This is a genomic window from Tenacibaculum larymnensis (assembly GCF_028829235.1).
GTDB lineage: Bacteria > Bacteroidota > Bacteroidia > Flavobacteriales > Flavobacteriaceae > Polaribacter > Polaribacter larymnensis.
On record NZ_JAIWJY010000004.1, the window covers coordinates 180,083 to 202,113 of the forward strand.

Genomic DNA, 22,031 nt, shown 5'->3' on the forward strand with positions numbered 1-22,031 from the left:
ATTGAAAGCACTAAAATACAAATCTTTTTTAATACGTAAGTTTTAAAGAAAATAATAGGGCTTTTGGTTGATTATTTCTGTAAATCATGTGGAGTAGAATAAATGGTCATTTTATTACCTCTGCTAAAACCGATAAGGAAAATTCCAAATTCTTTAGCAAAGTCTACAGCTAAAGAAGAACATGCTGAAACTGCAATTATAATTGGTATTTTGGCTAAGAAAGCTTTAGAAACTATTTCGTAAGAAACTCTTCCGCTAACTAACATATAATTGGCATTTTTTAATATATTTTGATTGATTAAATCACCAATACATTTGTCTACAGCATTATGACGACCAATATCTTCTTTAATAGTTAGTAACTCTTCATTTTTGTTAAAAACAGCACAAGCATGGCTACCTCCTGTAGTTTTAAATAAAAACTGTTTACTATTCATTTTCAAGTGAATACGATTTGTTACCTCTATTAATTCTTTAACATTTGTTTTACTACTGTTTTTTAGAGTGTTACCTTCTGTTTTTATATCTTTTAATTCTTTTTTTCCGCAGATTCCACAAGAAGAAACAGATAAAAGAGTACGTTTATTTAAATAACCTTTTCCTAACTTTTCTTCAGGAATATTTACGTTTAATACTGTAGAAAAGTCTTTTTCATTTTTAATTATTTCTACTTTTACATCACCTTGCTTTTTATAAATATCTTCAGCGTATAATAAACCTCTTACCAGCTCTATATCATTGCCAGGAGTTCTCATAACTACTGTATATGGTTCTTTATTGATGTTTATTTGTAATGGAGCTTCTGTAACAAGGGTATCATCAAACTTCTCTATCGATTTATCAGAAAGTTTAATTGATTGGTAGCTTTGTGTTTGTTTCATGATAAAAACAAATGTATGTAAAAAAAGAAAAGCCTTGACTTATATCAAGGCTTTTAGTATGTTTTATTACCCCTAAACAATAAAACATACTTTTCGATAGGGGCTTCTATCAATTAGGTAAACGATAAATTATAAGTAATAGTATAAAGACTAATCAATTTTTCTGCAGTCAATAACTATTAATTCGTCGTTTATGTTTGTAGTGAAAAACAGATAAGTATTTCCTCCATCTTTTAATTTTGTTTCTTTTCTAAGCTGCGCTACTGTTTTTGGAAAATTACGTGTAGTAATATTTGCTTTAGTGTCTGTAATCTGTTTTTTAATCTTTTTTTTGTTATAGGTAAATACATTGTTGATTTCAAAGATTCTTCCAGGAAAATCTTTTACTAATTTCTCTGAGGTATACAGGTGAGAATGTTGATGTAGTTTGTTTACTTTTTGTTGGTTTGCTATCTGATTAAATCCACCAGACTTTAAAATAGCTGAGTTAGGCTCGTAAAGGTATTTAAGTGGTGTTGAGTATTCAGATTTAAAACCATCTCCTAGATTAAAATTAAATCTCTGAGCACTGTTTTTCAGTAAATTAACTGTACTTAATTTAATTAACTGTTTATATTCTTTTGTTAATAGAAAAAGTAGTTCTTTTACCTCGTTATTTACTGCAACCACATGAATTTCTTTTACAAATTTTAACTCATTTATGGTTGATGAAATATCTAAAACAGGAGAGTTCTTAACAAGAATTGTGTTCGACTTTTCAAACAAAAAATCTAAATGTTCAGGTACATTAGGTAAGCAATCACTTAGTAAGAAAACTTTTCCTTTCGTATCATTTCTTCGAGAAGGGTCAATATAAATACAATCAAATTTTTCAGAAGTATTTTTTAAGTACTCTAATCCGTCTGTGGCAACAGTTCTAATATTTGAAACTTCTAATTGCTGATAATTGTATGAAACGATCTCTGAAAGCTCTTCATTTATCTCACAATGCACAACCTTTTTAAATCGTTTAGAAAAAGCATAACAGTCAACACCAAATCCTCCTGTTATATCAATTATTGAATCACCATTAACTAATTTTGATTTGTATTCAGCTGTTATTTCAGAAGAAGTTTGTTCAATACTTAGTTTAGGTGGATAATAAATGTTTTTTGTTTGAAACCAAGTAGGTAATTTCTTCTCTGATTTTTGTTTTGCTATAACTTGATTGGCTAATTCTTGTACAGAAACATCTTTAAAGGGGCTTCCTTTAAAAATAAATTGTTCTATGCTTACTTTTAAGTTATTATTAATATAACTCTGAACCTCAGGATGTAAAATGTTTTTATTCAAAAAAGAAGTAATTTTAATTGAGCTTTTAACCGCAATAATACTAATAATTTAACAGTAATAAAGTCTTGTTAATCCTAGATTTTTACTACGTTTGTTTACTTATTATCAATTTAAAGTTAACAAATAATTTATTATGAAAAAAAGTTTTTTAATGCTTGCTATGATTTTAGCAACAGCGAGCGCAAGTGCTCAATTTTATGTTTCTGCAGCAGGAGGTTATTCAATTTCTAGTGCAGGAGTACGTTTTGGAACTGAAACAACAACTGCAGGAGTAGAAAACACTTATGGTAGTTATGGAGAAGGATTACATACTCAGTTAAGAGGAGGGTATTTTTTTAATGACACCTTTGGGGTTGAAGCTTCTTTTGGTTATTTACACGGAGCAGATCAAACTATAAACAAAGTTAATCTAGCAGGTCAACCTGAAATTGATATTTACTCAAGAGGTAGAGCTTACGGTGCATCTGCTTCTTTAATTTATAAGTTTACTAATAACATCTATGGTAGAGTAGGTTTTTTAACAAAAATAGGGGGTAGAACTGAAGCTGTTGGAAAAATGCACGGAATTAAATTACCTGCAGGAACTTTACCAGGTGTGCCAGTAGAAACAACTTTAGATGTTGATTTTGTTCATGATTTTAAAGGACGTTTTCCTTTAGGTGCTATTGCGGCAATTGGTTATAAGCATGATTTATCTAAAAATGTAGCTATTTTTGGTGAATTTGAGTATATGGGAATTAGTGTTACTAGAGATACTTCTAAAATGTCTGAGTTTTCAGCTTCTATTAGAGAAAATGGAGCAACATTAAATATCGATCAGGTAAGAGGTGTTTTAACAGCAGGAGGGAATTCTGCAGCTGCATTATTTCATGATAATATAGAGTATGTTGATGAGTTACCTTTAGGAAACACAGATACTTCTAAGCAGTTATCTCAAAAAGTACCATATTCTTCTTTCGGAATTAACTTTGGTATTACTTATACTTTCGGTAAATAATATTTTCGAGTTATATAAAAAATAAAAGAGCAGTAATTTTGCTGCTCTTTTTTATTGTTTATGTAGGAAGTGAAACTAATTGTAAGCTTTTACATTTCCTATGTTTAGTGTACCGACTGACATTTCGTGCTTTGTTGGTAATACTGCACCAGATTCTGTTGTAATCCAATCATTCCAAGTAGCTTCCATTCCGCCAGTAGGAATTATAGAAACCCACATTTTATAGCTAGTAGGTCTACCTTTTTCATCTAAAATCCATAAATAAGAGTCTCCAGGGGTTGATCCTCCTGTAGTATAAGTAACTAATAAAGCTTCTTTACCTTCATATTCTACAATTCTACGTTCAATACCGTTTTCAAAAACTTTATATGGGGCTACTAGCCAAAAGCTATCATTATTAAAATAGTCTATGGCTTTTTGAAGTATTTCTTTGTTCTCAACTTCTTTTCCATCAACTAAAACAATACTTTTTTCTGGGCTTTTTGTATATAAGTTTACTTTATTAGAGTCCCAAGATACTTCTACTATATTTTCTTGTTTATCCCACTTATAAAAATGCTTTCCTCTAAAACTCCACTCTATAAAACGAGTAGTTTTATAAGCTTCATAATTTAACGCTTTAAGCATTTTTGTTGCTAAAGCATCCGCTTTTGGACCTTGTTTACCTGTAGGAAGACTTTCGTTGTTTTTAAAATAAAAAACGGCTAATACTATAGCTCCAATAAGTAAAAATCCTCCTAGTATTTTAAATAACTTCTTCATTTTTATTTATTAATTGTTTTATTCCTTTAGCTAACTCTTCTGCTGCGGCAGGGTGATTTCTAAACCAAAGTTCTGGTTCTATTAATTCTAGTTCTGCGATAGCTAATTTACCATTATTATCAGTAAAAACATCTACTCGTGCATAAATAGGAGTTTCTATGCAGGCTTTTACGGCGTTTTCAGCAAACAAAATTTCTTCATCGGTAGGTGTGTAATTGTGCACTGAACCTCCAAAATCGTCTTGTACTCTAAAGTCTCCTGGTTTGGCTATTTTTAAAACAGCATGCGTAAACTTACCATTCATAACCATTAACGAGATTTCTCCTTTTTCAATTATGTTATATTGAAAAGGTTGAATAATCATAGCTTCTTCTGTAATTAATGAAGAGAAAACCTCTTCATATTCGTTTATCTTTTCAAGATTGACCTTATAGGTATGTCTCGCAGCACCAGAAATACAAGGTTTTAAAACAAAATCTTTTAAATTATACTTTTGTGAAAGTTCTTTTAACGTAGATTTAGTTCCTTTTTCAATGAAATAGGATTTACAAATATGTATTCCTTTTTGTTGTAGGTCTTTTAGGTAGTGTTTGTCTATATTCCAACGAATAATTTTTTCTGAATTTAATAGTGTTGTTTGTTTACTTACTGTATTTAACCATTTTGAAAATTCAGTAAATCGATCAAAATAATCCCAAGTAGTTCTAAATAAAATATATTTTGTTGTAGACCAGTCAAATTCTGTATCATCCCAAGAAAGACGAGCTACCTTTAGCCCTTGATTTTCAAGAGCTATTTTTACATAGTTGTCTTCGTTTAATACATTTTGAATATAGTTATCAAGTTTTTGAGGTTTTATATACCTTTTATCTGTAAGAATAATAACATCGTATTTTTTCATATATGCAATGTAACGTTATTTTTAAAGTTATAAAATGCTTATTTATGCATGTTATAATACTCTATTACGTGATTTGGTATTTGTATATCTTCTTTTAAGTTTTCATCAGAAATAGGAGGGAGGGCTATCTGCTTTAAAGGTACCAATCCTGCCCAAATAGGTAGATTTTCATCTTCAGGTTCATCATTTACTCCAACATCTCTTACTTTTGCTGAAGCAGTTTCAATAGTCATTTCTACCACCAATGTTCTATCTAGTTCTTCAGGCTTCATAGGTCTAATTCCATCCCAACGACCTTTCATCATATGCTCCATAAAAGAATATAAAGCGGCTTCTTTTTCTTTAGTATTTTCTATTTTTTTTACTGAACCAAATAATGTAGCTGATCTATAGTTTACTGAATGGTGCAATCCTGAGCGAGCGAGAACTAATGCGTCTAAATGCATTACTGTCATACTCATTTCCCCAGCTTCTAAAAGCGATAATAACATTCTGTTTGCCTGTGAACTATGTAGATAAATTTTATCTTCTTTTCTTCCGTAAGCCATAGGTAAGGAAATTGCTTTTCCTTCATACACGTAACTTACAAAACCAATAAAACCTGCATCTAAAATAGTATTGATTTTTTCAATATCATAAACGGCTCTATTTTGACCTCTTTTTACTCTATTGATTTTTGATTTTTGATATTCTTTCATGTTCTATCTATTTTCGGGTAAAACATCTTTAAATCTCAAACGTTTTTCTCTTGCTTTGTCTATATCCTTTGGACTATAAACTTTTTTCAAAGATGCTGGGTGTTTTTCAATAAACTTTTGAGGTCTAATTGGTCTGGGAACAAAATTTCCAGAGCATCTGGGGCATACATTTTCAAAAACTACCAAAGCACATTCTTTACAATAAGTGCATTCAAAACTACATATCATAGCTTCAGTAGAAGTATTTGGTAAATCTTTACCGCAGTGTTCACAATTAGGTCTAATTTCTAACATTTTTAAGTCGTTTTATTTAGATTTTTCTTGTTAAGGTTATAAGTAACGTTCTTTAATAATATCCATATGCCAAACACTATGACCCAATAAAATAAAAGCACAAGCTCTTGCTGAAGCTGGAGAGTTGTTTGCTACTCCAATGTTGCATAGGTTCTCGTTCGAAATACTGTTTAATAAGTTGATTGAATATGAGCGGGTTGTTTTAAACTCTTCTAATAAACCTTCTATTGTTTTACTGTCAGCTCCTGAAGGTTTAATATAGATATCTTGATCAAAACCTTCAATTGGAGTCATATCTTTTCTAGAAATTCGTAGTATACGATACATAAAAACACGTTCTGTATCAATTATGTGTTGTAACACTTCTTTTATACTCCATTTTTCTGGTTGATAACGATATTCTAGCTTGTCTTTAGAAATTGAAGAGAAAAACTTTACAATAGTTTCTTTGTCGCTTTCAAAACCTTCTTTTAAGCTTGTGTTATCTGGTACTTTAGCTAAATACCTTGCATAAAAATCGTTAAATTCAGTTGGTTGCAGTTCTTGTTTTTTCATTATTTATATTATTTACTTTTCAAATGTAGTATATTTATGGTCTATTATATTAATCCAGTTTTTAAATAAATAGTAGTCCAGATGTTTCCTTATAAAACTTCGTTAAAGCTTAATAAAAGTCTTAAAGAGCCTTTATACTTACAGTTAGCAAATCAATTTATATTATTAATCCGTGAGGGAAAACTATCACCAGGAACAAAGTTAGTGGGCTCAAGAACTTTAGCTGATTTATTACAAGTACATAGAAAAACAGTTGTTGCTTGCTATGAGGAATTATTATTACAGGGCTGGGTTGAAAGTATTCCTAAAAAAGGGACTTTTGTAAATAATAGTTTACCTCTTGTTCAAAAAGTAGCATTAGCAGACACTATTAAAACAACTAAAAATGAAAATTCAGGATTCAATTTTTACCAAAACAATCACTTATTAGAAAAGAAAGCGGAAAAAAGAGAAGAAGTTTTATATATAAATGATGGTACGTCAGACACAAGACTTACTCCAACAGAAGAAATTGCTCGAATATATAGGAAAATAGCTTCCAAAAAGAGTATTTATACTTTTTTAGATTATAATTCAACACATGGGAATATAAAATTAAGAGAGGTGTTGGCTATGTATTTAAATAGTTCTCGCGGCTTAAAAATAACCAAGGATAATATTTTAATTACTCGTGGTAGTCAAATGGGAATGTGGTTGTCTACACAATTACTCTTAAAGGAAAATGATGTTATAATTGTTGGAGAAACTAATTATTCTTCAGCAGATATAACTTTTCAACATCAAAAGGCGCAAATAAAAAGAATTTCTGTAGATGAAAACGGTATTGTAGTTGAACAAATAGAGAGAATATGTAAAGAACAACCTATAAAGGCTGTTTATGTTACTTCTCATCATCATCATCCTACTACTGTTACTTTATCTGCTGAAAGGAGAATTCATTTATTAAATCTAGCTCAAAAATACAATTTTGCTATTATTGAAGATGACTATGATTATGATTTTAATTATAATCATGCTCCAATTTTACCTTTGGCAAGTCACGATACTTCAGGAAATGTTATTTACATAGGCTCTGTTTGTAAAACTGTAGCTCCAGTTTTTAGAATTGGATACTTAGTAGCCTCTGAAGATTTTGTAAATGAAGCTGCTAAGTTAAGAGGGTATATTGATAGGCAAGGAGATGCCCTTCTTGAGCTAACTTTTGCTGAGTTTATTAAATCTGGAGATTTAGATAGGCACATACGTAAATTAATGAGGATATACTTACAGCGTCGAGACTTATTCTGTAGGTTGTTAAAGAAAGAATTAGATGGTTATTTTCAGTTTGAAGTACCTAAAGGAGGAATGGCTATTTGGGTTCAGTTAAACAAACAATATTCTTGGAATGAAGTGGCAAAAGAGGCAAGAAAGTATCAACTCGAAATAGGAGAGTGGCAGCGATATGGTTTAGCAAATAAAAAGCACAACGCTATACGAATTGGTTTTGCTAGTTATAATGATAACGAGATTAAACTATTAATTGAAAGATTAAAACAAACATTTAACGGCATAAAAAAAGTGCCTATTAAGCACTTTTAAAACATATCTTTTACTAAATCATTCATACTGTCGTATTCTTTAAATAAGAACCCGAAAAAATCTTTACTCTTCTTTTCTTCTGATTTCAACTCACCTTCAGAAAATCTATATTTACGAAACTCTTTTAGTGTTTGATTGAGGTGTTTTTTTAAAGGTTTATCTATAGATAAATGATTTGTATTTTTCACAGTTATATTTTTTATAAAGCGTTATTTAAGTCTACTTTGTATTTGTTTAATAAAGCTTTAGTAATACCTAAATTAGCTTCTTTAGAGTCTACAGCTAAGTAAACAAAATAAGTACCGCTAGGTGCAATATTAATAATGTGTACTTGGCTAGATAAAGTAATAGTAATATCTTGAATCTCTTCATTTAATCCTAATGCGTCAATCGCTTTTAATTTAGCTTTTACGACTCCTAAGTTGTAAGCAGAAGCTAAATTAGGGTCAAAATCAGGATTCACTGTAAAAGAATCGTAAGCTTCTCCAGATCCAACATCTGTTATTGAAACAGCAATAAACCCAGGAACATTACTTTTTAAGTTTTCGATAAAATCATTGATGATTTCTTTCATTGTAAAATAGTTATAATAATTAATAAAAAAAGACTCTGTATTTATTGAAGGGTAACTTTTTTAAGGGTTAATTTAATCATAGCCGCTTTTGAAACGTCATCAGCTAATAAACAAACTATATGATTATTATCAAACTTGTTAATAACTACTACTTCTTCATTTGAAGTTAGAACTAACTGATCAAGCTTTTCGGATTCTAAGGCATCTTGAAAAAATTCATGAGCCATTGTTACAATGACGTTTGCCATTGCTGCAATGTTGTTTTCTTTAGTGATATTGTAAGAATCAATTACTTGTCCTTCAGAATTAAAAACAAGCCCTTTGTCAGCTTCAGATTCTTCTATTAATGCTCGTAAGCTTACTTCCCCCATTAAGTTTAAAAACTTTAAATAATATTATTTTGTTTTCCCTCCTTCTAGTAAGACACTACTTTTTTAGAAAGGGTCACAAAAATACTACCTTATTTTTGTATTTTTTTTCACAAGTGCTGCTTTATGAATATTTTAACAATTTTACGTACGTAAAAAATAGCTGATTAAAAGTTGATTCGTAAAGATATATCATGGGGATTTTTAACCAACAAAAAAAGACTAGATTGATATCTAGTCTTCTCTCGGTTAATCGTCTTGTGGTTTTTGTTTTTTGAATTTAATTAAATCTAGAACATTCTCGAATCTAGGTTCAAAAAAGAAATCATAAACAGCATTTTTTAAGTCATTAACATTGTTTATGTCAGGAGCTCCGTTATAATCGATAGCTGATTCACTTAATAAAACTTTAGTTTTATATTCATTTTGAAAAAAGCTTATATATTTTTGAAACTCACTATCGATACTTATTTTTTTGATATCAATAGCTTTATAAGACTTCATTTAATTCAGTTTTATATTTTTTTAGCATTGTTCTTGTGAGAGCTAAGTTAGCTCTATTAGAATCAACAGCAAGATAAATAAAGTACTCTCCACTTGGAGACATATCTACAACATGAATATGATTATCAAGTTTAAAATGAATATCATTAATGTTTTCTTTTAGACCTAAGATGTCTATAGCTTTTCGCTTGGCATTTATAATTTCTACATTATAAGCGCAAGCTAAAGCAGGGTCAAAATTTGAGTCGGCAGAATCAGAAGCTAAAGATTCACCTGAAGCTATTTCAGCTACACTAATTGCAATATACCCAGGTATATTTTCTTTTACATTTTGAACTAAGTCGTTTAGGATTTTTTCCATAAATTCCGGGGGGTTTTTAGGTTAAGTAATAATTAAATGTTAATAGTATTAGTCTCTTTTTTAAACATTAAGTTTAAAAGACCGATGTTAGTGTTTTTGTCGGCTAAAAAGCAAAGTACATACTCTTTATACTTAAAAAGCAGAAGTGCTTCTTTGTCAGATTTTAAAATCATTTCATTTAATTCTGTCTTAAAGAAAAGGTTAAAAAAACTACTGGACATATTAAAGATAACAGCATCGAATGCAGCAATTTTGTCTTTTATTTCGACCAAGTCGTTATCGTGAGGGTAAAAGTCAATAATTTTACCTTCTTCGTCAATTAAATAAATTGCTCTTGTTTTAGTTTCTAATAGTAATTTTTGTAAATCCAATTTTAAATAACTTTTACAGCTAATATAAACTTTTTTATTATTGAAAAAAAACTTTGAATATTATTTTTATTAATAAAATATATGTTATTTGTTAAATAAATGAATTAATTTCTGTTTTAAAGCTTATGTTTTGAAGATAATTTAATTAGAAATAAAGGTTTTCTACTCTCAATTTAACTGAATATTTAGACATTATATTAGTTTTTTTGGAAAAAAACAGGTTTTAAGTATAAGAAGATATTTCTTAACTTTTTAATAAAAAACAGTTAACCTAATAAGGTAATAACATCTTTTAAAGCATGATATTTATCATATTTTCAAAAAAAGAAGATTTCTATGTTTGTGTCAAGCTGTGTTAAGGTTAACCTGTAAAATTGCTGGATTACTTTTTCATAGTCATATAATTTTTTCTGATCCCCCGATCTGTATAGTATTAAAATTAAGGAAGAATAACGATTGATGCCTTATAAATACAAATCAAATTAAATATATGACAAACAACTTAGAGAAAAAGTGGGAGAACCACTCTAATGAAAATCAAAAAAGAAAACCAAAGTTAGTATCCCCAACCCCGGTAGATAGAGAAATAAATCTCGATGAAAACTCAGTTCTTCTTAGTATAACAGATACAAGAGGTGTTATAGAGTATTGTAACGAGGATTTTGTAGAGTCATCCGGTTATGAAGAATATGAATTAGTAGGATCTGGACATAACATAGTTAGACATCCAGATATGCCTAGAGTAATTTTTAAGTTAATGTGGGAGCGTATTCAAAATAAAGAGAATATTATAGCTTTTGTTAAAAATATGGCTAAAACTGGTAGGTACTACTGGGTAATGACAGATTTTGTTGTTAAAGAAAATGACAAAGGTGAAGTTACAAATTATAAAGCTTTAAGAAAACCAGCTCCTAAAAATGCTGTACAAGAAATTATCCCCCTATATAAAAGACTACGCGAAATAGAAGACTTAAATGGGATAGAAGCTTCGGAAAAGTTTTTAAAAGGCTTTTTAGATTCTAAAAATACTAATTACGATGTTTATATTGAAAAGTTAATAACAGATAATATTGGTGTTACAGCTCCTGGAACTGAAGAAGGAAAGAAAAAAGGTTCATTTTTTAAAAGGTTCTTTGGTATAGAATAACTAGAGGAAACAGAGGTTACAAAGAAGCTTTAATCATTCGGTCATTACCAAATAAATCTTTTCGAAGTTCAATATGTGTAAATCCTTTGTTTTTTAACATTTCAACAGTTTCTATACCAAGATACTGGTTAATCTCAAAAAAAAGTAGTCCGGTTTTAGTTAAGCTATTCTTAGCTAAATCGGCTATTTTTTTATAGAAAATTAATGGATTGTTATCTTCAACAAACAAAGCTAAATGTGGTTCATTTTTTAATACATTATTCTTTATTTCTACTTTCTCTAATTCACGTACATAAGGTGGATTAGAAATAATAATATCAAACTTAGCACTTAATTTTTCAGTTTTTAAAATGTCTTGATGTATAAAGGATATTTCAACTTTATTTAAGATAGCATTTTGTTTGGCTATTTTTAATGCTTCTTCAGAAACATCAATAGCATTTACAGTTGCTTTAGGTAAATGCTTTTTCAAACTTATAGGAATACAGCCTGTTCCTGTTCCAACATCCAAAATAGATAAAGATTCTTGGTTTTTATCTACCTCATTAATAATCCACTCAATAAGCTCTTCTGTTTCAGGGCGTGGAATTAGCGTGTTTTGATTCACTTTAAAAGAAAGTCCATAAAACTCTGTTTTAGTCAATATATATTGGATAGGTTCTTCTTTTTTTAATCGAACTAGGGCTTCTTCCAATAATATTCTCTTATCAGAAGAAATTTCAAAATCAGGTCGTAATGTGAGATCTATACGTTTGAGCTCTAAATACTCGTCTATTAAAAAAAAGAAAAAAGTATCAATTTCTGTTTGAGGATAAACGGATTTTAATTGCTCAGAAAAATACGATTTGTATTGTTTTAGTTGCATTATGATATTTTTTACAAATCTTTTAGCATCCATACATTACAAGAGTAATGCCCTGTGTTGCCTAATGGTTCTTTTAAATCAATAAAGCCATTTTTCCTATACAAGGTTGTAGCGGCTTTCATATATGGTAAGGTTTCTAAATAACATTGTTTAAAACCTTGTTCTTTGGCTTTGTTTAAACAAAAGTTTATTAATTTACTACCAATACCTTTTCCTCTGACCACAGGTAAAAAGTACATTTTTTGTAGCTCGCAAATATTTCCTTCAAAATTATCTAATTGAGCAAAACCAGCTCCTCCTACAACAACACCATTATGTTCTACAACAAAATATCCTGCTCTATCTTTTTGGTAAGTTTCATACATTTCATCGGTAGCTTTATCTTCATAAGCAGTGCCTACTTTGGGAGCATCAAGTTCAATTAATACTTCACGAATAACCTTAGCCATTTCGGCATTATCTTGTGGTTTTATTTCTCTAATAATAAAATCAGATGGAGTCATAGGAATATAGTACTTTTGCAAGAGCAAAGTACCCAAAAAAACACGAGTTTTCATGAAGAAATTCATTTATTTTTTACCTTTTTTATTACTAATAATTAGTTGCTCGGTAAAACAAAAACCAATTTTTTTAAAAGTTGATGATATAAAACTCTTATCAGCTTCTACTGATACTATAAGAGTTGGTGCTAATGCTTATTTTGAAAACCCAAACGATATAGGTGGTAAAATAGCTACTGATAAAATAAGAGTATTAATTGATCAAGTAGAAGTAGCACAAGTTTCTTCTGAAGAATTTAAAGTTCCTGCTCGTAAAGAATTTTATATTCCGTTAAAGGTTGTAATTCCTTCAAAAAGAGTATTTGAAAATAATAAAAACGGAATTTTAGGTGGAATATTAAACTCGTTAATAAATCAGCGATTGAAAGTGCATTTTAAAGGAGATTTAAAATATAAAGTTTTAGGATTTTCACATGTATACCCAATTGATAAAGTAGAAGATATTAAAATTAAATTTTAACGCTGTGAATCACGAAAAATATATACAACGTTGTTTAGAGTTAGCAAAAAAGGGAATAGGAACTACAAGGCCTAATCCTTCTGTTGGAGCAGTAATTGTGTATGAAAATAAAATAATAGGTGAAGGTTTTACATCACCTTATGGTGGGCCACATGCAGAGGTGAATGCTATTAACTCAGTTCAGAACCAAGATTTATTAAAAGAAGCAACTATATATGTTACGTTAGAACCATGTTCGCATCATGGAAAAACCCCACCCTGTGCAGATTTAATTATAGAGAAAGAGATACCTAATATCGTAATAGGTTGCCTAGATACTAACAACTTGGTGGGAGGGAAAGGTATAGAACGACTTAAAAAAGCTGGCAGAAATGTGATTGTAGGTGTTTGTGAAGAGGCTTGTAAAGAGCATCATAAGCGCTTTTTTACTGTTCAAAACAAAAAGAGACCCTATATTATTTTAAAGTGGGCTGAAACTAAAGATGGTTTTATAGCTCCATTAACAAAAGAAGAACAAAAACCTGTATGGATCTCTAATCAATACTCTCAACAATTAGTACATAAATGGAGAAGTGAAGAGCATGCTATTCTTGTAGGAACAAATACGGTGATTGCTGATAATCCTTCATTAACTGTTAGAAGTTGGTCTGGAAATAACCCAATAAGGATTGTTATTGATAAAAGCTTAAGAATACCTACAGAAGCAACTGTCTTTGATGGAAATATTCAAACAATAGTTATTACAGAAGTAGAGAAGAAGACAGATGTTATTTCAAACGATGGTGAGAAATCTCATGTACTCATTTACGAAAAAATCGATTTTTCTTCTCGAATAGCAGAACAAATTTGTGAGGTATTACATAAACACCAAATACAATCGATAATTATTGAAGGTGGAGCACAAACACTACAAACATTTATTAATGAAAATTTGTGGGATGAAGCTAGGATTTTTACTGGTGACATAAGTATAAAAGAAGGAGTAGAGCGTCCTGTTTTCAATGCTAAACTTTCTTCCGAAGAAAAAATAGATAACGATATTTTAAGAATATATAGAAATGATTAAAAACATCATTTTTGATTTTGGTGATGTATTCATCAATTTAGACAAAGAAGCAACATATAAAGAACTTGCAAAATTAGGAGTTACAGAAATCTCAGAAGATATGATGCAACAATATTATCAATATGAAATGGGATTGATTTCTACTGATGAATTTGTATCATTTTTTCATGATAAATTTAATATTTCAAAAGAAGATTTGGTTCGTTCTTGGAATGCTATTTTATTAGATTTCCCCAAGCATCGACTGAGTTTTATAAAAGAATTAGCGGCTAGAAATCAGTACAGGTTATTTTTACTAAGTAACACCAACGATTTACATATTTCTTGGATTCAAAATGATTGGGGCGAGGAGTTATATAATGAGTTTAAAGATTGTTTTGAACAGTTTTATTTATCGCATGAAGTCAATTTTAGAAAACCAAATACAAACATTTTTGAGTTTGTGCTTCAAGAAAACGGGTTACAAGCTTCTGAAACCTTTTTTATAGATGATACCAAAGAGAATACTGATACAGCAGAACAATTAGGTATTCAGGTATGGAATAATTGTCCCAAAACAGAAGATGTAGTTGATTTACTAAAACGAAAAGAGTTTACAGTGTGATTTACTTAATTTTTAGCATTCTTATTTCAAGTTTACTGTTTGTTATTTTTAAACTTTTTGATGTTTGTAAGGTAAATACATTGCAAGCAATTGTTTTAAACTATGCTGTAGCGTTATCTTTTGGTTTTGTTCATACCGAGGTTTCTATACCGGTCACTGAAATACCAGGTCAACCTTGGTTTTTAGGGGCTTTTGTTTTAGGTTTTTTATTTATAGCTGTATTTAATATAATGGGAATTACTGCTCAAAAAAACGGACTCTCAGTAGCTTCAGTAGCAGGGAAAATGTCGGTAGTAATCCCTGTAGTAATAGGAATCTTTTTATATAATGAGAATATAGGCTTAGTTAAAGTTGTAGGAATAATTTTAGCATTAATAGCAGTATATTTATCTTCAGCAAAAAGCGATACTTCTCCTGTTAAGTTTAAGAATTTGTTGTTTCCATTGTTACTTTTTTTAGGTTCTGGAAGTATTGATACATTATTAAAATATACGGAAACTACGTATGTTCCTAAAGAAGCCGTACCAATGTTTTTATCAACGATTTTTGGATGCGCTTTGTTTTTTGGTTTTTTCTTCCTGGTCGCTCAATTACTAAGTAAAAAAGGGGGCTTTGAATGGAAAACAGTACTTGGAGGTATTGCTTTAGGAGTTCCTAATTATTATTCCATGGAATTTCTGTTAAAAGCTTTACAAACAAAAGGACTTGAAAGTTCTACAGTTTTTACCATAAATAATGTATCTATAGTGATTCTAACCACGGTATTTGCTCTTACATTTTTTAAAGAAAAATTGATCAAAAAGAATTGGATTGGTATTGGGCTTGCCATAATTAGTATTTTATTAGTAGTTTCGGCGTAATGAATGAAGAGATAAAAGACACTTACAAAACGATTACAAAACCTTCTGAAGAAACCTTATTCAAAGACCGAAACAGTAAGTTTTTCGGGTATGCTTTTCCTGTTTTTTCTGAAGAGGATATTAAAGAACGATTAGAAGAACTTCGAAAACAACATCATACAGCACGTCATCATTGCTATGCATGGCAATTAGGAACTGAGAAAATCCGCTTTCGTGCTAATGATGATGGTGAACCAAGTAACTCAGCTGGTCAGCCAATTTATGGACAAATACAATCTTTTGATGTAACCAATGTTTTAATTGTTTCGGTACGTTATTTTGGTGGGACTAAACTTGGAGTAGGAGGATTGATTAATGCTTATCGGACTTCCGCTCAACTTGCTTTAGAAGCTTCTGAAATTGTTGAGAAAACCATAGATATTCATTACAAGTTAAAGTTTGGATACGATATGATGAATAAAGTGCAACGTATTGTTAAAGAACGAAACCTGGATATTATCAATCAAAAATTAGAATTAGACTGCGAATACACCATTTCCGTACGTAAAAAAGAAGTCGAAAGCGTTTTTGAAGTTTTTGACAACCTGTTTAAAGTGGAGATTAAGGAGGTAGAGTAGCTTTTAGATGAAAGGTTTTCAGTATATATCATTAATTTATGGCTAAGACTTAATAAAATTATTTTTAATAAATTGAAATAGTTTATTTTAGCCCTGTATTAATTATTAAAAAAACATGAAAATGAAAAACCTAACCTTCATTGTATGCCTATTCATTTCTTTTCAACTTTTTTCGCAAGCACAAGCTGAAGTAACAAAAGAAAATATTTGTAAGGGAGCAGCAATTAGTGTTGTAGCCAATGTGAAACCTTTTATAGATAATGGCTTTTCTAAATCTGAAATTATAGAAATGGGGAAGGAGCTTGTAAAAGATGTTATTAAAGATTCACCTACTAAAGCTTATGATTTATTAAAAGCTAAAAAATCAAAAAGTGAAGTAATTGACATACTTTACAACGATTTTATGAAGTTGGATGAAAAAGTTGTACTAAAATTTTTATTAAAACCCGATGTAGATGAGGAAGAGGATGACTATTAATATATTCAATATTCAGTAAAAAGAACAAAAGTGCAGCTGTCAGTTGTAGTGTTTTTTATAAGGTGTTTAAAATCAATTCTTTAAAAAACATATAGTGTGTCTTTTTACTGTCATGTTCTTGTCGTATTCCTTTCTGGTTACTGTCAACACTAATATATTTTTGAACCTTACTTTTGTCTAAAAAAAATCATTAGTAATGAATTCAAACACAATGAATTTAAGAGATATTAAAAAAATGAGAGTAGCTCGTCATTGGTCTCAAGAACAATTAGCGGAAATGAGTGGGTTAAGTATCCGAACTATTCAAAGAATAGAAAGTGGAGAAAATGCGGGGTTAGAATCGTTAAAATCTTTAGCAGCTGTTTTTGAAACAAATATTGAAAGTTCAAACAAGAAAGAAGCATTAGATCAGATTAGAAAAGAAGAAGCTTATATTCTAAAGTTACAAGGTTTTTATAAACTTTTAGCCATAGCTTTATTCAGTATTTTTATACCAATAATACTTGCATTTAATGATGCTTTTTTCTGGGGAATTACTTTATGGGTTTTGCTGGGGTGGCTTGTAATAATTGTCATCTATTCTCTTAATAATTTTGAGTTTTTTGGAGATGAGTGGAGAAGGAAAAAGATTAAAAAGAAATTTGAAAATAAAAAAAAGTAAAAGTTACCTAAATAATGAAGCATAAGTAATGATGGTTAGCCGATTAGTTTGCTTCGTTTTACAATTACTACAATAAATAAGTATCTAAGAAGGTTCAGGAAGAAGTATACTGTACATATCGTTGTAATTAAACCTCTTTATAACATCCTGAAAACCAAAATATTTTAGGTTACTTCAAGAATTATTCGTAAATTTGCACGCCTTTTTACGAGTACAGATTTAAAAAGGGTAGAAAATAACATTTATTAAGTTTAATTTCTCTTGGCGTTAATATCGTTAAAAATCTGGTTAACAAAAAGATACAAATATTTATTTCAGACATGTCTGAAGAAACAAAAAAAACAGCAGAAGCTGTAAATCCAGCAGAATTTTTAGCAACCTTTAACTGGCACAAATACGAAGAAGGTATTGATGAAGTTGATGAGTCTAAATTAAAAGAATTTGAAAAAGCCTTAGAAGGTACTGTAGGGTTCGTAAACGAGCGCGATGTTATCGAAGGTGAAGTAGTACGTATTACTGATCGTGATGCTATTATCGACATTAACTCTAAGTCTGAAGGTGTAATTTCGTTAAACGAATTCCGTTACAACCCAAATTTAGCTGTTGGAGACAAAGTAGAAGTATTAGTTGACAAAAGAGAAGACTCTTCAGGTCAATTAGTATTATCTCACAAAAAAGCACGTGTAATCAAAGCTTGGGATCGTGTTAACAACGCACACGAAACTGGTGAAATCGTTAACGGTTTTGTTAAGTGTAGAACTCGTGGAGGTATGATCGTTGATGTATTTGGTATTGAAGCATTCTTACCAGGTTCTCAAATTGATGTTAAGCCTATCCGTGACTACGATCAATATGTAGAAAAAACTATGGAATTCAAAGTTGTGAAAATCAACCACGAATTTAAGAACGTAGTAGTATCTCACAAAGCGTTAATCGAAGCTGATTTAGAAGATCAAAAACGTGAAATTATCGGTCAATTAGAAAAAGGACAAGTATTAGAAGGTGTTGTTAAAAACATTACTTCTTATGGTGTATTTGTTGACTTAGGAGGTGTTGACGGATTAATTCACATTACTGATTTATCTTGGTCTCGTATCAACCACCCGAACGAAGTTGTTGAATTAGATCAAAAATTAAACGTTGTAATCTTAGACTTTGATGATAACAAGTCAAGAATTCAATTAGGATTAAAACAATTATCTGCTCACCCATGGGAAGCTTTAAATGCTGATTTAAAAGTTGGTGATAAAGTAAAAGGTAAAGTAGTTGTTTTAGCTGATTATGGTGCATTTGTAGAGGTTGAAGAAGGAGTAGAAGGATTAATCCACGTATCTGAAATGTCATGGTCAACTCACTTACGTTCTGCACAAGATTTCGTAAAAGTTGGTGATGAAGTAGAAGCTCAAATCTTAACATTAGACCGCGAAGAGCGTAAAATGTCTTTAGGTATGAAGCAATTACACCCAGATCCATGGACTGATATTACTACTAAATACCCAGTAGGTTCTAAACACACTGGTACTGTACGTAACTACACTAACTTTGGTGTATTCGTAGAGTTAGAAGAAGGTATTGACGGATTAGTATATATCTCTGATTTATCTTGGACTAAGAAAATTAAGCACCCATCAGATTTTGTAACTGTTGGTGATCAATTAGAAGTTCAAGTATTAGAATTAGACGTAGAGAACCGTAAATTAAACTTAGGTCACAAGCAAACTCAAGATAACCCTTGGGATGCTCATGAATCTACTTATACAATCGGATCTATCCACGAAGGTACTATTAAAGAGAAAAATGATAAAGGTGCAACTGTAGTATTTGCTGATGGTGTTGAAGCTTTCGCTCCAACTCGTTTCTTAGAAAAAGAAGACGGAGGTAAATTAGCTAAAGGTGACGAAACTAAGTTCCAAGTAACTGAGTTTAGTAAAGAGTACCGTAGAATTGTTGTTTCTCATACTTCTATCTTTAGAGAAGAAGAACAAAAGAACATTAAAGCTGCTGCTGCTAAGGCTCAAGAAGTAGAAAAAACTACTTTAGGAGATATCGGTGGATTAGCTGAATTAAAGAAGAAAATGGAAGGAAAATAATCCTAACAACTTCTTAAAATTTATAAACCGTTAAGCTGTAAAGCTTAGCGGTTTTTTTTAGCTTCTTATGTAACAAATGTTACAGTTAAAGCTTTCCCTTTTTAAAGGATACTTTCTTAAATAGCTTTATATTTGCTCATCAATAAAAAATGAATATGACACTTATTAAATCTATATCAGGTATTAGAGGTACCATAGGCGGAAATACAGGTGATAATTTAACTCCAATTGACGCTGTAAAATTCGCAGCGGCTTATGGTACATTCATAAAAAATAAAAATTCAGAGAAAGAAAATATAACAATTGTTGTAGGTAGAGATGCTCGTATTTCGGGTAAAATGATAAGTAACTTAGTAGCAAATACGCTGGTTGGTTTAGGAATTGATGTAATCGATTTAGGTTTGTCAACTACACCAACTGTTGAAGTAGCTGTTCCATTGGAAAAAGCGGATGGAGGTATTATTTTAACAGCCTCTCATAACCCTAAGCAATGGAATGCACTTAAACTTTTAAATGAAAAAGGAGAATTTTTAAATGGTGAAGACGGAGCTGAAATTTTAAAGATTGCTGAAAATGATGCTACTATTGAGTTTGCTGAAGTTGACGATTTAGGCATATACAAGAAAAAGAAAGATTATATAAAGAAACATATTAAAGAAGTTTTAAAACTTCGTTTAGTAGATGTAGAAGCCATTAAAAAAGCTAACTTTAAAGTAGTAGTTGATGGTGTTAACTCTACAGGAGGAATTGCTATTCCAGCTTTACTTGAAGAGTTAGGTGTAAAATGTGTTGAATTATATTGTGAACCTAACGGACACTTTCCACACAATCCAGAACCATTAAAAGAACACTTAACCGATATTTCTGAATTAGTAGTAAAAGAAAATGCGGATTTAGGTATTGTAGTTGACCCTGATGTAGATCGTTTAGCGCTAATATCCGAAGACGGTTCTATGTTTGGAGAAGAATACACTTTAGTAGCTTGTGCAGATTATGTTTTAGGTCAATTAGGAGGAGGTAACACTGTCTCTAATCTATCATCTTCAAGAGCCTTACGTGATGTTACTGAAAAGCATGGAGGAACTTATACAGCAAGTGCAGTAGGTGAGGTGAACGTTGTTCAAATGATGAAAGATACCAACACGGTAATTGGAGGAGAAGGTAACGGAGGAATTATTTATCCAGAATCTCACTATGGACGTGATTCATTAGTAGGAGTTGCTTTATTTTTATCACATTTAGCACATAAAAAAATGTCTTGTAAAGAATTAAGAGATTCATATCCTAGTTATTTTATGAGTAAAAATAAAATCCAGTTAACACCACAAATTGATGTTGACAAGATTTTAGAAACTATGGCTAACAACTATAAAAATGAAGATGTAAATACAATTGATGGCGTGAAAATTGATTTTGCTGAAGAATGGATTCATTTACGCAAATCTAATACTGAACCAATCATTAGAATTTACACAGAAAGCACAAGTCAAGAAAATGCAGATGCTTTGGCCAAAAGATTTATCACTGAAATACAACAAATAATACAATAGTTCTTTGAAATTAAAAATAGTAAGTTTATTAATGCTGATAGTTTCAGCATCAATAATAGCACAGGAGAAAAACGAAGAAATCGTTCAAAAGAAAAAAGTAACCAACAAAGGAAAATTCTTTGTTTATTGGGGATGGAACTGGGCTAGTTATTCTAATTCAGACATTCGTTTTAAAGGAGCAAATTATGATTTTACATTACAAAATGTAAAAGCTCAAGATCGACAAACAAAGTTTTCTTTTAATGACTACTTTAATCCAGGAAGAGTAACTATTCCACAAACAAATTATAGAATAGGATATTTCTTTAAAGAAAACTACACCGTTTCTATCGGGGTAGATCACATGAAATATGTAATGATAGCCGATCAAGATGTTAAAATTAACGGAAACATCAATATAGGAAATGCTAAATATGACGGAACATATAATAATGAAACAATCAATTTAGCTGCAGATTTTTTACGTTTTGAGCATACTGACGGTTTAAACTATGTAAATGTTGAAGTAAAACGTTTTGATGATGTGAGTCACTGGTTTGGTTTAAACTTAGAAAACTTACAAATCAATTTAACAGAAGGGGTAGGAATGGGAATTTTGTATCCAAGAACTAATACAACCTTATTAGGAATGGAACGTCATGACGATTTCCATTTATCAGGATATGGAGCTTCTGTTGCCGGAGGATTAAATATTACATTCTTAAAGCACTTTTTTGTACAAGCAGATTTAAAAGGAGGTTATATTTATATGCCAGATGTTAGAACAACTAAAAGTCCTGTAGATACAGCATCACAAAGTTTTTACTTTTTTGAAAATACCATTTTAATAGGAGGTAAATTTAGGCTTTAATAACAAAGTGTTATAAATACGTTAATATTATAACTATTTTAGGCTAA

Annotated in this window: 28 protein-coding genes; 13 read left to right on the forward strand and 15 right to left on the reverse strand. The window is 30.4% G+C overall.

Annotation, left to right across the window (positions count from 1 at the left end; genetic code table 11):
* Positions 1-71 precede the first annotated feature (71 nt).
* Positions 72-881 carry a formate dehydrogenase accessory sulfurtransferase FdhD gene (gene fdhD / locus LCI24_RS07710; protein ID WP_274639857.1) on the reverse strand — a complete coding sequence of 270 codons (810 nt, stop codon included), beginning with the start codon at positions 879-881 and terminating at the stop codon, positions 72-74.
* 150 nt (positions 882-1,031) lie between these two features.
* Positions 1,032-2,213 carry a class I SAM-dependent methyltransferase gene (locus LCI24_RS07715; RefSeq protein ID WP_274639858.1) on the reverse strand — a complete coding sequence of 394 codons (1,182 nt, stop codon included), beginning with the start codon at positions 2,211-2,213 and terminating at the stop codon, positions 1,032-1,034.
* A gap of 133 nt (positions 2,214-2,346) precedes the next feature.
* On the opposite strand from LCI24_RS07715, the gene LCI24_RS07720 reads away from it, so the two are divergent.
* Positions 2,347-3,210: an outer membrane beta-barrel protein gene (locus LCI24_RS07720; RefSeq protein ID WP_274639859.1), complete on the forward strand. Its 864-nt coding sequence runs from the start codon at positions 2,347-2,349 to the stop codon at positions 3,208-3,210.
* A gap of 75 nt (positions 3,211-3,285) precedes the next feature.
* On the opposite strand, the gene LCI24_RS07725 is transcribed toward LCI24_RS07720, so the two are convergent.
* From LCI24_RS07725 to LCI24_RS07745, 5 genes are read right to left on the reverse strand one after another with little or no spacing between them, the layout of a single operon-like run.
* Positions 3,286-3,972, reverse strand: a complete 687-nt coding sequence (locus tag LCI24_RS07725) for a hypothetical protein (protein ID WP_274639860.1) — start codon at positions 3,970-3,972, stop codon at positions 3,286-3,288.
* Positions 3,956-4,873, reverse strand: a complete 918-nt coding sequence (locus LCI24_RS07730; protein WP_274639861.1) for an ATP-grasp domain-containing protein — start codon at positions 4,871-4,873, stop codon at positions 3,956-3,958. Before LCI24_RS07730 ends, LCI24_RS07725 begins: the two co-directional genes overlap by 17 nt.
* Before the next feature lie 38 nt (positions 4,874-4,911).
* Complete coding sequence (locus tag LCI24_RS07735; protein ID WP_274639862.1) at positions 4,912-5,571, reverse strand: pyridoxamine 5'-phosphate oxidase family protein; 660 nt, start codon at positions 5,569-5,571, stop codon at positions 4,912-4,914.
* 3 nt (positions 5,572-5,574) lie between these two features.
* On the reverse strand, positions 5,575-5,865 hold the full coding sequence (locus tag LCI24_RS07740; RefSeq protein WP_274639863.1) for a DUF1272 domain-containing protein: 291 nt from the start codon (positions 5,863-5,865) through the stop codon (positions 5,575-5,577).
* A 36-nt stretch (positions 5,866-5,901) separates the two neighbouring features.
* A complete protein-coding gene (locus LCI24_RS07745; RefSeq protein ID WP_274639864.1) occupies positions 5,902-6,420 on the reverse strand; it encodes a DinB family protein in 519 nt (172 codons plus the stop codon).
* Between the two features lie 81 nt (positions 6,421-6,501).
* On the opposite strand from LCI24_RS07745, the gene pdxR reads away from it, so the two are divergent.
* Positions 6,502-7,998, forward strand: a complete 1,497-nt coding sequence (pdxR, locus tag LCI24_RS07750; RefSeq protein WP_274639865.1) for a MocR-like pyridoxine biosynthesis transcription factor PdxR — start codon at positions 6,502-6,504, stop codon at positions 7,996-7,998.
* Here pdxR and LCI24_RS07755 read toward each other — a convergent pair.
* From LCI24_RS07755 to LCI24_RS07780, 6 genes are all read right to left on the reverse strand, one after another.
* Positions 7,995-8,186, reverse strand: coding sequence for a hypothetical protein (locus tag LCI24_RS07755; RefSeq protein WP_099214411.1), 192 nt, complete (start codon positions 8,184-8,186; stop codon positions 7,995-7,997). The genes pdxR and LCI24_RS07755 overlap by 4 nt on opposite strands.
* An 11-nt stretch (positions 8,187-8,197) precedes the next feature.
* A complete protein-coding gene (locus LCI24_RS07760; protein ID WP_274639866.1) occupies positions 8,198-8,572 on the reverse strand; it encodes a hypothetical protein in 375 nt (124 codons plus the stop codon).
* 41 nt (positions 8,573-8,613) lie between these two features.
* Positions 8,614-8,943: a hypothetical protein gene (locus tag LCI24_RS07765; protein ID WP_274639867.1), complete on the reverse strand. Its 330-nt coding sequence runs from the start codon at positions 8,941-8,943 to the stop codon at positions 8,614-8,616.
* A gap of 246 nt (positions 8,944-9,189) precedes the next feature.
* Positions 9,190-9,444, reverse strand: coding sequence for a hypothetical protein (locus LCI24_RS07770; RefSeq protein ID WP_274639868.1), 255 nt, complete (start codon positions 9,442-9,444; stop codon positions 9,190-9,192).
* Positions 9,431-9,805 (reverse strand): hypothetical protein, encoded by a 375-nt coding sequence (locus LCI24_RS07775; RefSeq protein ID WP_274639869.1) that lies wholly within the window; start codon positions 9,803-9,805, stop codon positions 9,431-9,433. Before LCI24_RS07775 ends, LCI24_RS07770 begins: the two co-directional genes overlap by 14 nt.
* Before the next feature lie 32 nt (positions 9,806-9,837).
* The gene (locus LCI24_RS07780; protein ID WP_099214406.1) at positions 9,838-10,176 is read right to left on the reverse strand and encodes a roadblock/LC7 domain-containing protein; all 339 of its coding nucleotides are present in this window, start codon (positions 10,174-10,176) and stop codon (positions 9,838-9,840) included.
* A gap of 490 nt (positions 10,177-10,666) precedes the next feature.
* On the opposite strand from LCI24_RS07780, the gene LCI24_RS07785 reads away from it, so the two are divergent.
* Complete coding sequence (locus LCI24_RS07785; protein ID WP_274639870.1) at positions 10,667-11,323, forward strand: PAS domain-containing protein; 657 nt, start codon at positions 10,667-10,669, stop codon at positions 11,321-11,323.
* 16 nt (positions 11,324-11,339) lie between these two features.
* On the opposite strand, the gene prmC is transcribed toward LCI24_RS07785, so the two are convergent.
* Positions 11,340-12,188, reverse strand: a complete 849-nt coding sequence (gene prmC, locus LCI24_RS07790) for a peptide chain release factor N(5)-glutamine methyltransferase (protein WP_274639871.1) — start codon at positions 12,186-12,188, stop codon at positions 11,340-11,342.
* Positions 12,189-12,199: 11 nt separating this feature from the next.
* Complete coding sequence (locus LCI24_RS07795; RefSeq protein WP_274640040.1) at positions 12,200-12,691, reverse strand: GNAT family N-acetyltransferase; 492 nt, start codon at positions 12,689-12,691, stop codon at positions 12,200-12,202.
* Positions 12,692-12,743: 52 nt separating this feature from the next.
* Here LCI24_RS07795 and LCI24_RS07800 point away from each other — a divergent pair, with 52 nt between their 5' ends.
* The 10 genes from LCI24_RS07800 to LCI24_RS07845 all read left to right on the forward strand — a co-directional run bounded on the left by LCI24_RS07800 (position 12,744) and on the right by LCI24_RS07845 (position 21,984).
* The gene (locus LCI24_RS07800; RefSeq protein WP_274639872.1) at positions 12,744-13,208 is read left to right on the forward strand and encodes an LEA type 2 family protein; all 465 of its coding nucleotides are present in this window, start codon (positions 12,744-12,746) and stop codon (positions 13,206-13,208) included.
* Positions 13,209-13,212: 4 nt separating this feature from the next.
* Positions 13,213-14,274 carry a bifunctional diaminohydroxyphosphoribosylaminopyrimidine deaminase/5-amino-6-(5-phosphoribosylamino)uracil reductase RibD gene (gene ribD, locus LCI24_RS07805; protein WP_274639873.1) on the forward strand — a complete coding sequence of 354 codons (1,062 nt, stop codon included), beginning with the start codon at positions 13,213-13,215 and terminating at the stop codon, positions 14,272-14,274.
* Positions 14,267-14,878, forward strand: a complete 612-nt coding sequence (locus tag LCI24_RS07810) for an HAD-IA family hydrolase (protein WP_274639874.1) — start codon at positions 14,267-14,269, stop codon at positions 14,876-14,878. The genes ribD and LCI24_RS07810 overlap by 8 nt, the downstream gene beginning before the upstream one ends.
* Positions 14,875-15,738: an EamA family transporter gene (locus tag LCI24_RS07815; protein ID WP_274639875.1), complete on the forward strand. Its 864-nt coding sequence runs from the start codon at positions 14,875-14,877 to the stop codon at positions 15,736-15,738. The genes LCI24_RS07810 and LCI24_RS07815 overlap by 4 nt, the downstream gene beginning before the upstream one ends.
* Entirely contained in the window at positions 15,738-16,355 is a 618-nt protein-coding gene (locus LCI24_RS07820) for an IMPACT family protein (RefSeq protein ID WP_274639876.1), read from the forward strand. The genes LCI24_RS07815 and LCI24_RS07820 overlap by 1 nt, the downstream gene beginning before the upstream one ends.
* Positions 16,356-16,476: 121 nt before the next feature.
* Positions 16,477-16,833, forward strand: a complete 357-nt coding sequence (locus LCI24_RS07825) for a hypothetical protein (RefSeq protein ID WP_274639877.1) — start codon at positions 16,477-16,479, stop codon at positions 16,831-16,833.
* Positions 16,834-17,029: 196 nt separating this feature from the next.
* The gene (locus LCI24_RS07830; protein WP_274639878.1) at positions 17,030-17,494 is read left to right on the forward strand and encodes an XRE family transcriptional regulator; all 465 of its coding nucleotides are present in this window, start codon (positions 17,030-17,032) and stop codon (positions 17,492-17,494) included.
* A gap of 320 nt (positions 17,495-17,814) precedes the next feature.
* Positions 17,815-19,584, forward strand: coding sequence for a 30S ribosomal protein S1 (gene rpsA, locus LCI24_RS07835; protein ID WP_274639879.1), 1,770 nt, complete (start codon positions 17,815-17,817; stop codon positions 19,582-19,584).
* A 155-nt stretch (positions 19,585-19,739) separates the two neighbouring features.
* A complete protein-coding gene (gene glmM / locus LCI24_RS07840; RefSeq protein ID WP_274639880.1) occupies positions 19,740-21,134 on the forward strand; it encodes a phosphoglucosamine mutase in 1,395 nt (464 codons plus the stop codon).
* A 31-nt stretch (positions 21,135-21,165) separates the two neighbouring features.
* A complete protein-coding gene (locus tag LCI24_RS07845) occupies positions 21,166-21,984 on the forward strand; it encodes a hypothetical protein (protein ID WP_274639881.1) in 819 nt (272 codons plus the stop codon).
* The last annotated feature ends 47 nt before the right edge of the window (positions 21,985-22,031 follow it).

Excerpts from the sequence above, each read along its gene's own strand:
- fdhD (WP_274639857.1), bottom strand. The coding sequence starts at position 881 with ATGAAACAAACACAAAGCTACCAATCAATTAAACTTTCTGATAAATCG.
- LCI24_RS07720 (WP_274639859.1), top strand. The coding sequence starts at position 2,347 with ATGAAAAAAAGTTTTTTAATGCTTGCTATGATTTTAGCAACAGCGAGC.
- LCI24_RS07725 (WP_274639860.1), bottom strand. The coding sequence starts at position 3,972 with ATGAAGAAGTTATTTAAAATACTAGGAGGATTTTTACTTATTGGAGCT.
- LCI24_RS07730 (WP_274639861.1), bottom strand. The coding sequence starts at position 4,873 with ATGAAAAAATACGATGTTATTATTCTTACAGATAAAAGGTATATAAAA.
- LCI24_RS07735 (WP_274639862.1), bottom strand. The coding sequence starts at position 5,571 with ATGAAAGAATATCAAAAATCAAAAATCAATAGAGTAAAAAGAGGTCAA.
- LCI24_RS07740 (WP_274639863.1), bottom strand. The coding sequence starts at position 5,865 with ATGTTAGAAATTAGACCTAATTGTGAACACTGCGGTAAAGATTTACCA.
- LCI24_RS07745 (WP_274639864.1), bottom strand. The coding sequence starts at position 6,420 with ATGAAAAAACAAGAACTGCAACCAACTGAATTTAACGATTTTTATGCA.
- pdxR (WP_274639865.1), top strand. The coding sequence starts at position 6,502 with ATGTTTCCTTATAAAACTTCGTTAAAGCTTAATAAAAGTCTTAAAGAG.
- LCI24_RS07760 (WP_274639866.1), bottom strand. The coding sequence starts at position 8,572 with ATGAAAGAAATCATCAATGATTTTATCGAAAACTTAAAAAGTAATGTT.
- LCI24_RS07765 (WP_274639867.1), bottom strand. The coding sequence starts at position 8,943 with ATGGGGGAAGTAAGCTTACGAGCATTAATAGAAGAATCTGAAGCTGAC.
- LCI24_RS07770 (WP_274639868.1), bottom strand. The coding sequence starts at position 9,444 with ATGAAGTCTTATAAAGCTATTGATATCAAAAAAATAAGTATCGATAGT.
- LCI24_RS07775 (WP_274639869.1), bottom strand. The coding sequence starts at position 9,805 with ATGGAAAAAATCCTAAACGACTTAGTTCAAAATGTAAAAGAAAATATA.
- LCI24_RS07785 (WP_274639870.1), top strand. The coding sequence starts at position 10,667 with ATGACAAACAACTTAGAGAAAAAGTGGGAGAACCACTCTAATGAAAAT.
- prmC (WP_274639871.1), bottom strand. The coding sequence starts at position 12,188 with ATGCAACTAAAACAATACAAATCGTATTTTTCTGAGCAATTAAAATCC.
- LCI24_RS07795 (WP_274640040.1), bottom strand. The coding sequence starts at position 12,691 with ATGACTCCATCTGATTTTATTATTAGAGAAATAAAACCACAAGATAAT.
- LCI24_RS07800 (WP_274639872.1), top strand. The coding sequence starts at position 12,744 with ATGAAGAAATTCATTTATTTTTTACCTTTTTTATTACTAATAATTAGT.
- LCI24_RS07810 (WP_274639874.1), top strand. The coding sequence starts at position 14,267 with ATGATTAAAAACATCATTTTTGATTTTGGTGATGTATTCATCAATTTA.
- LCI24_RS07820 (WP_274639876.1), top strand. The coding sequence starts at position 15,738 with ATGAATGAAGAGATAAAAGACACTTACAAAACGATTACAAAACCTTCT.
- LCI24_RS07825 (WP_274639877.1), top strand. The coding sequence starts at position 16,477 with ATGAAAAACCTAACCTTCATTGTATGCCTATTCATTTCTTTTCAACTT.
- LCI24_RS07830 (WP_274639878.1), top strand. The coding sequence starts at position 17,030 with ATGAATTCAAACACAATGAATTTAAGAGATATTAAAAAAATGAGAGTA.
- rpsA (WP_274639879.1), top strand. The coding sequence starts at position 17,815 with ATGTCTGAAGAAACAAAAAAAACAGCAGAAGCTGTAAATCCAGCAGAA.
- glmM (WP_274639880.1), top strand. The coding sequence starts at position 19,740 with ATGACACTTATTAAATCTATATCAGGTATTAGAGGTACCATAGGCGGA.
- LCI24_RS07845 (WP_274639881.1), top strand. The coding sequence starts at position 21,166 with ATGCTGATAGTTTCAGCATCAATAATAGCACAGGAGAAAAACGAAGAA.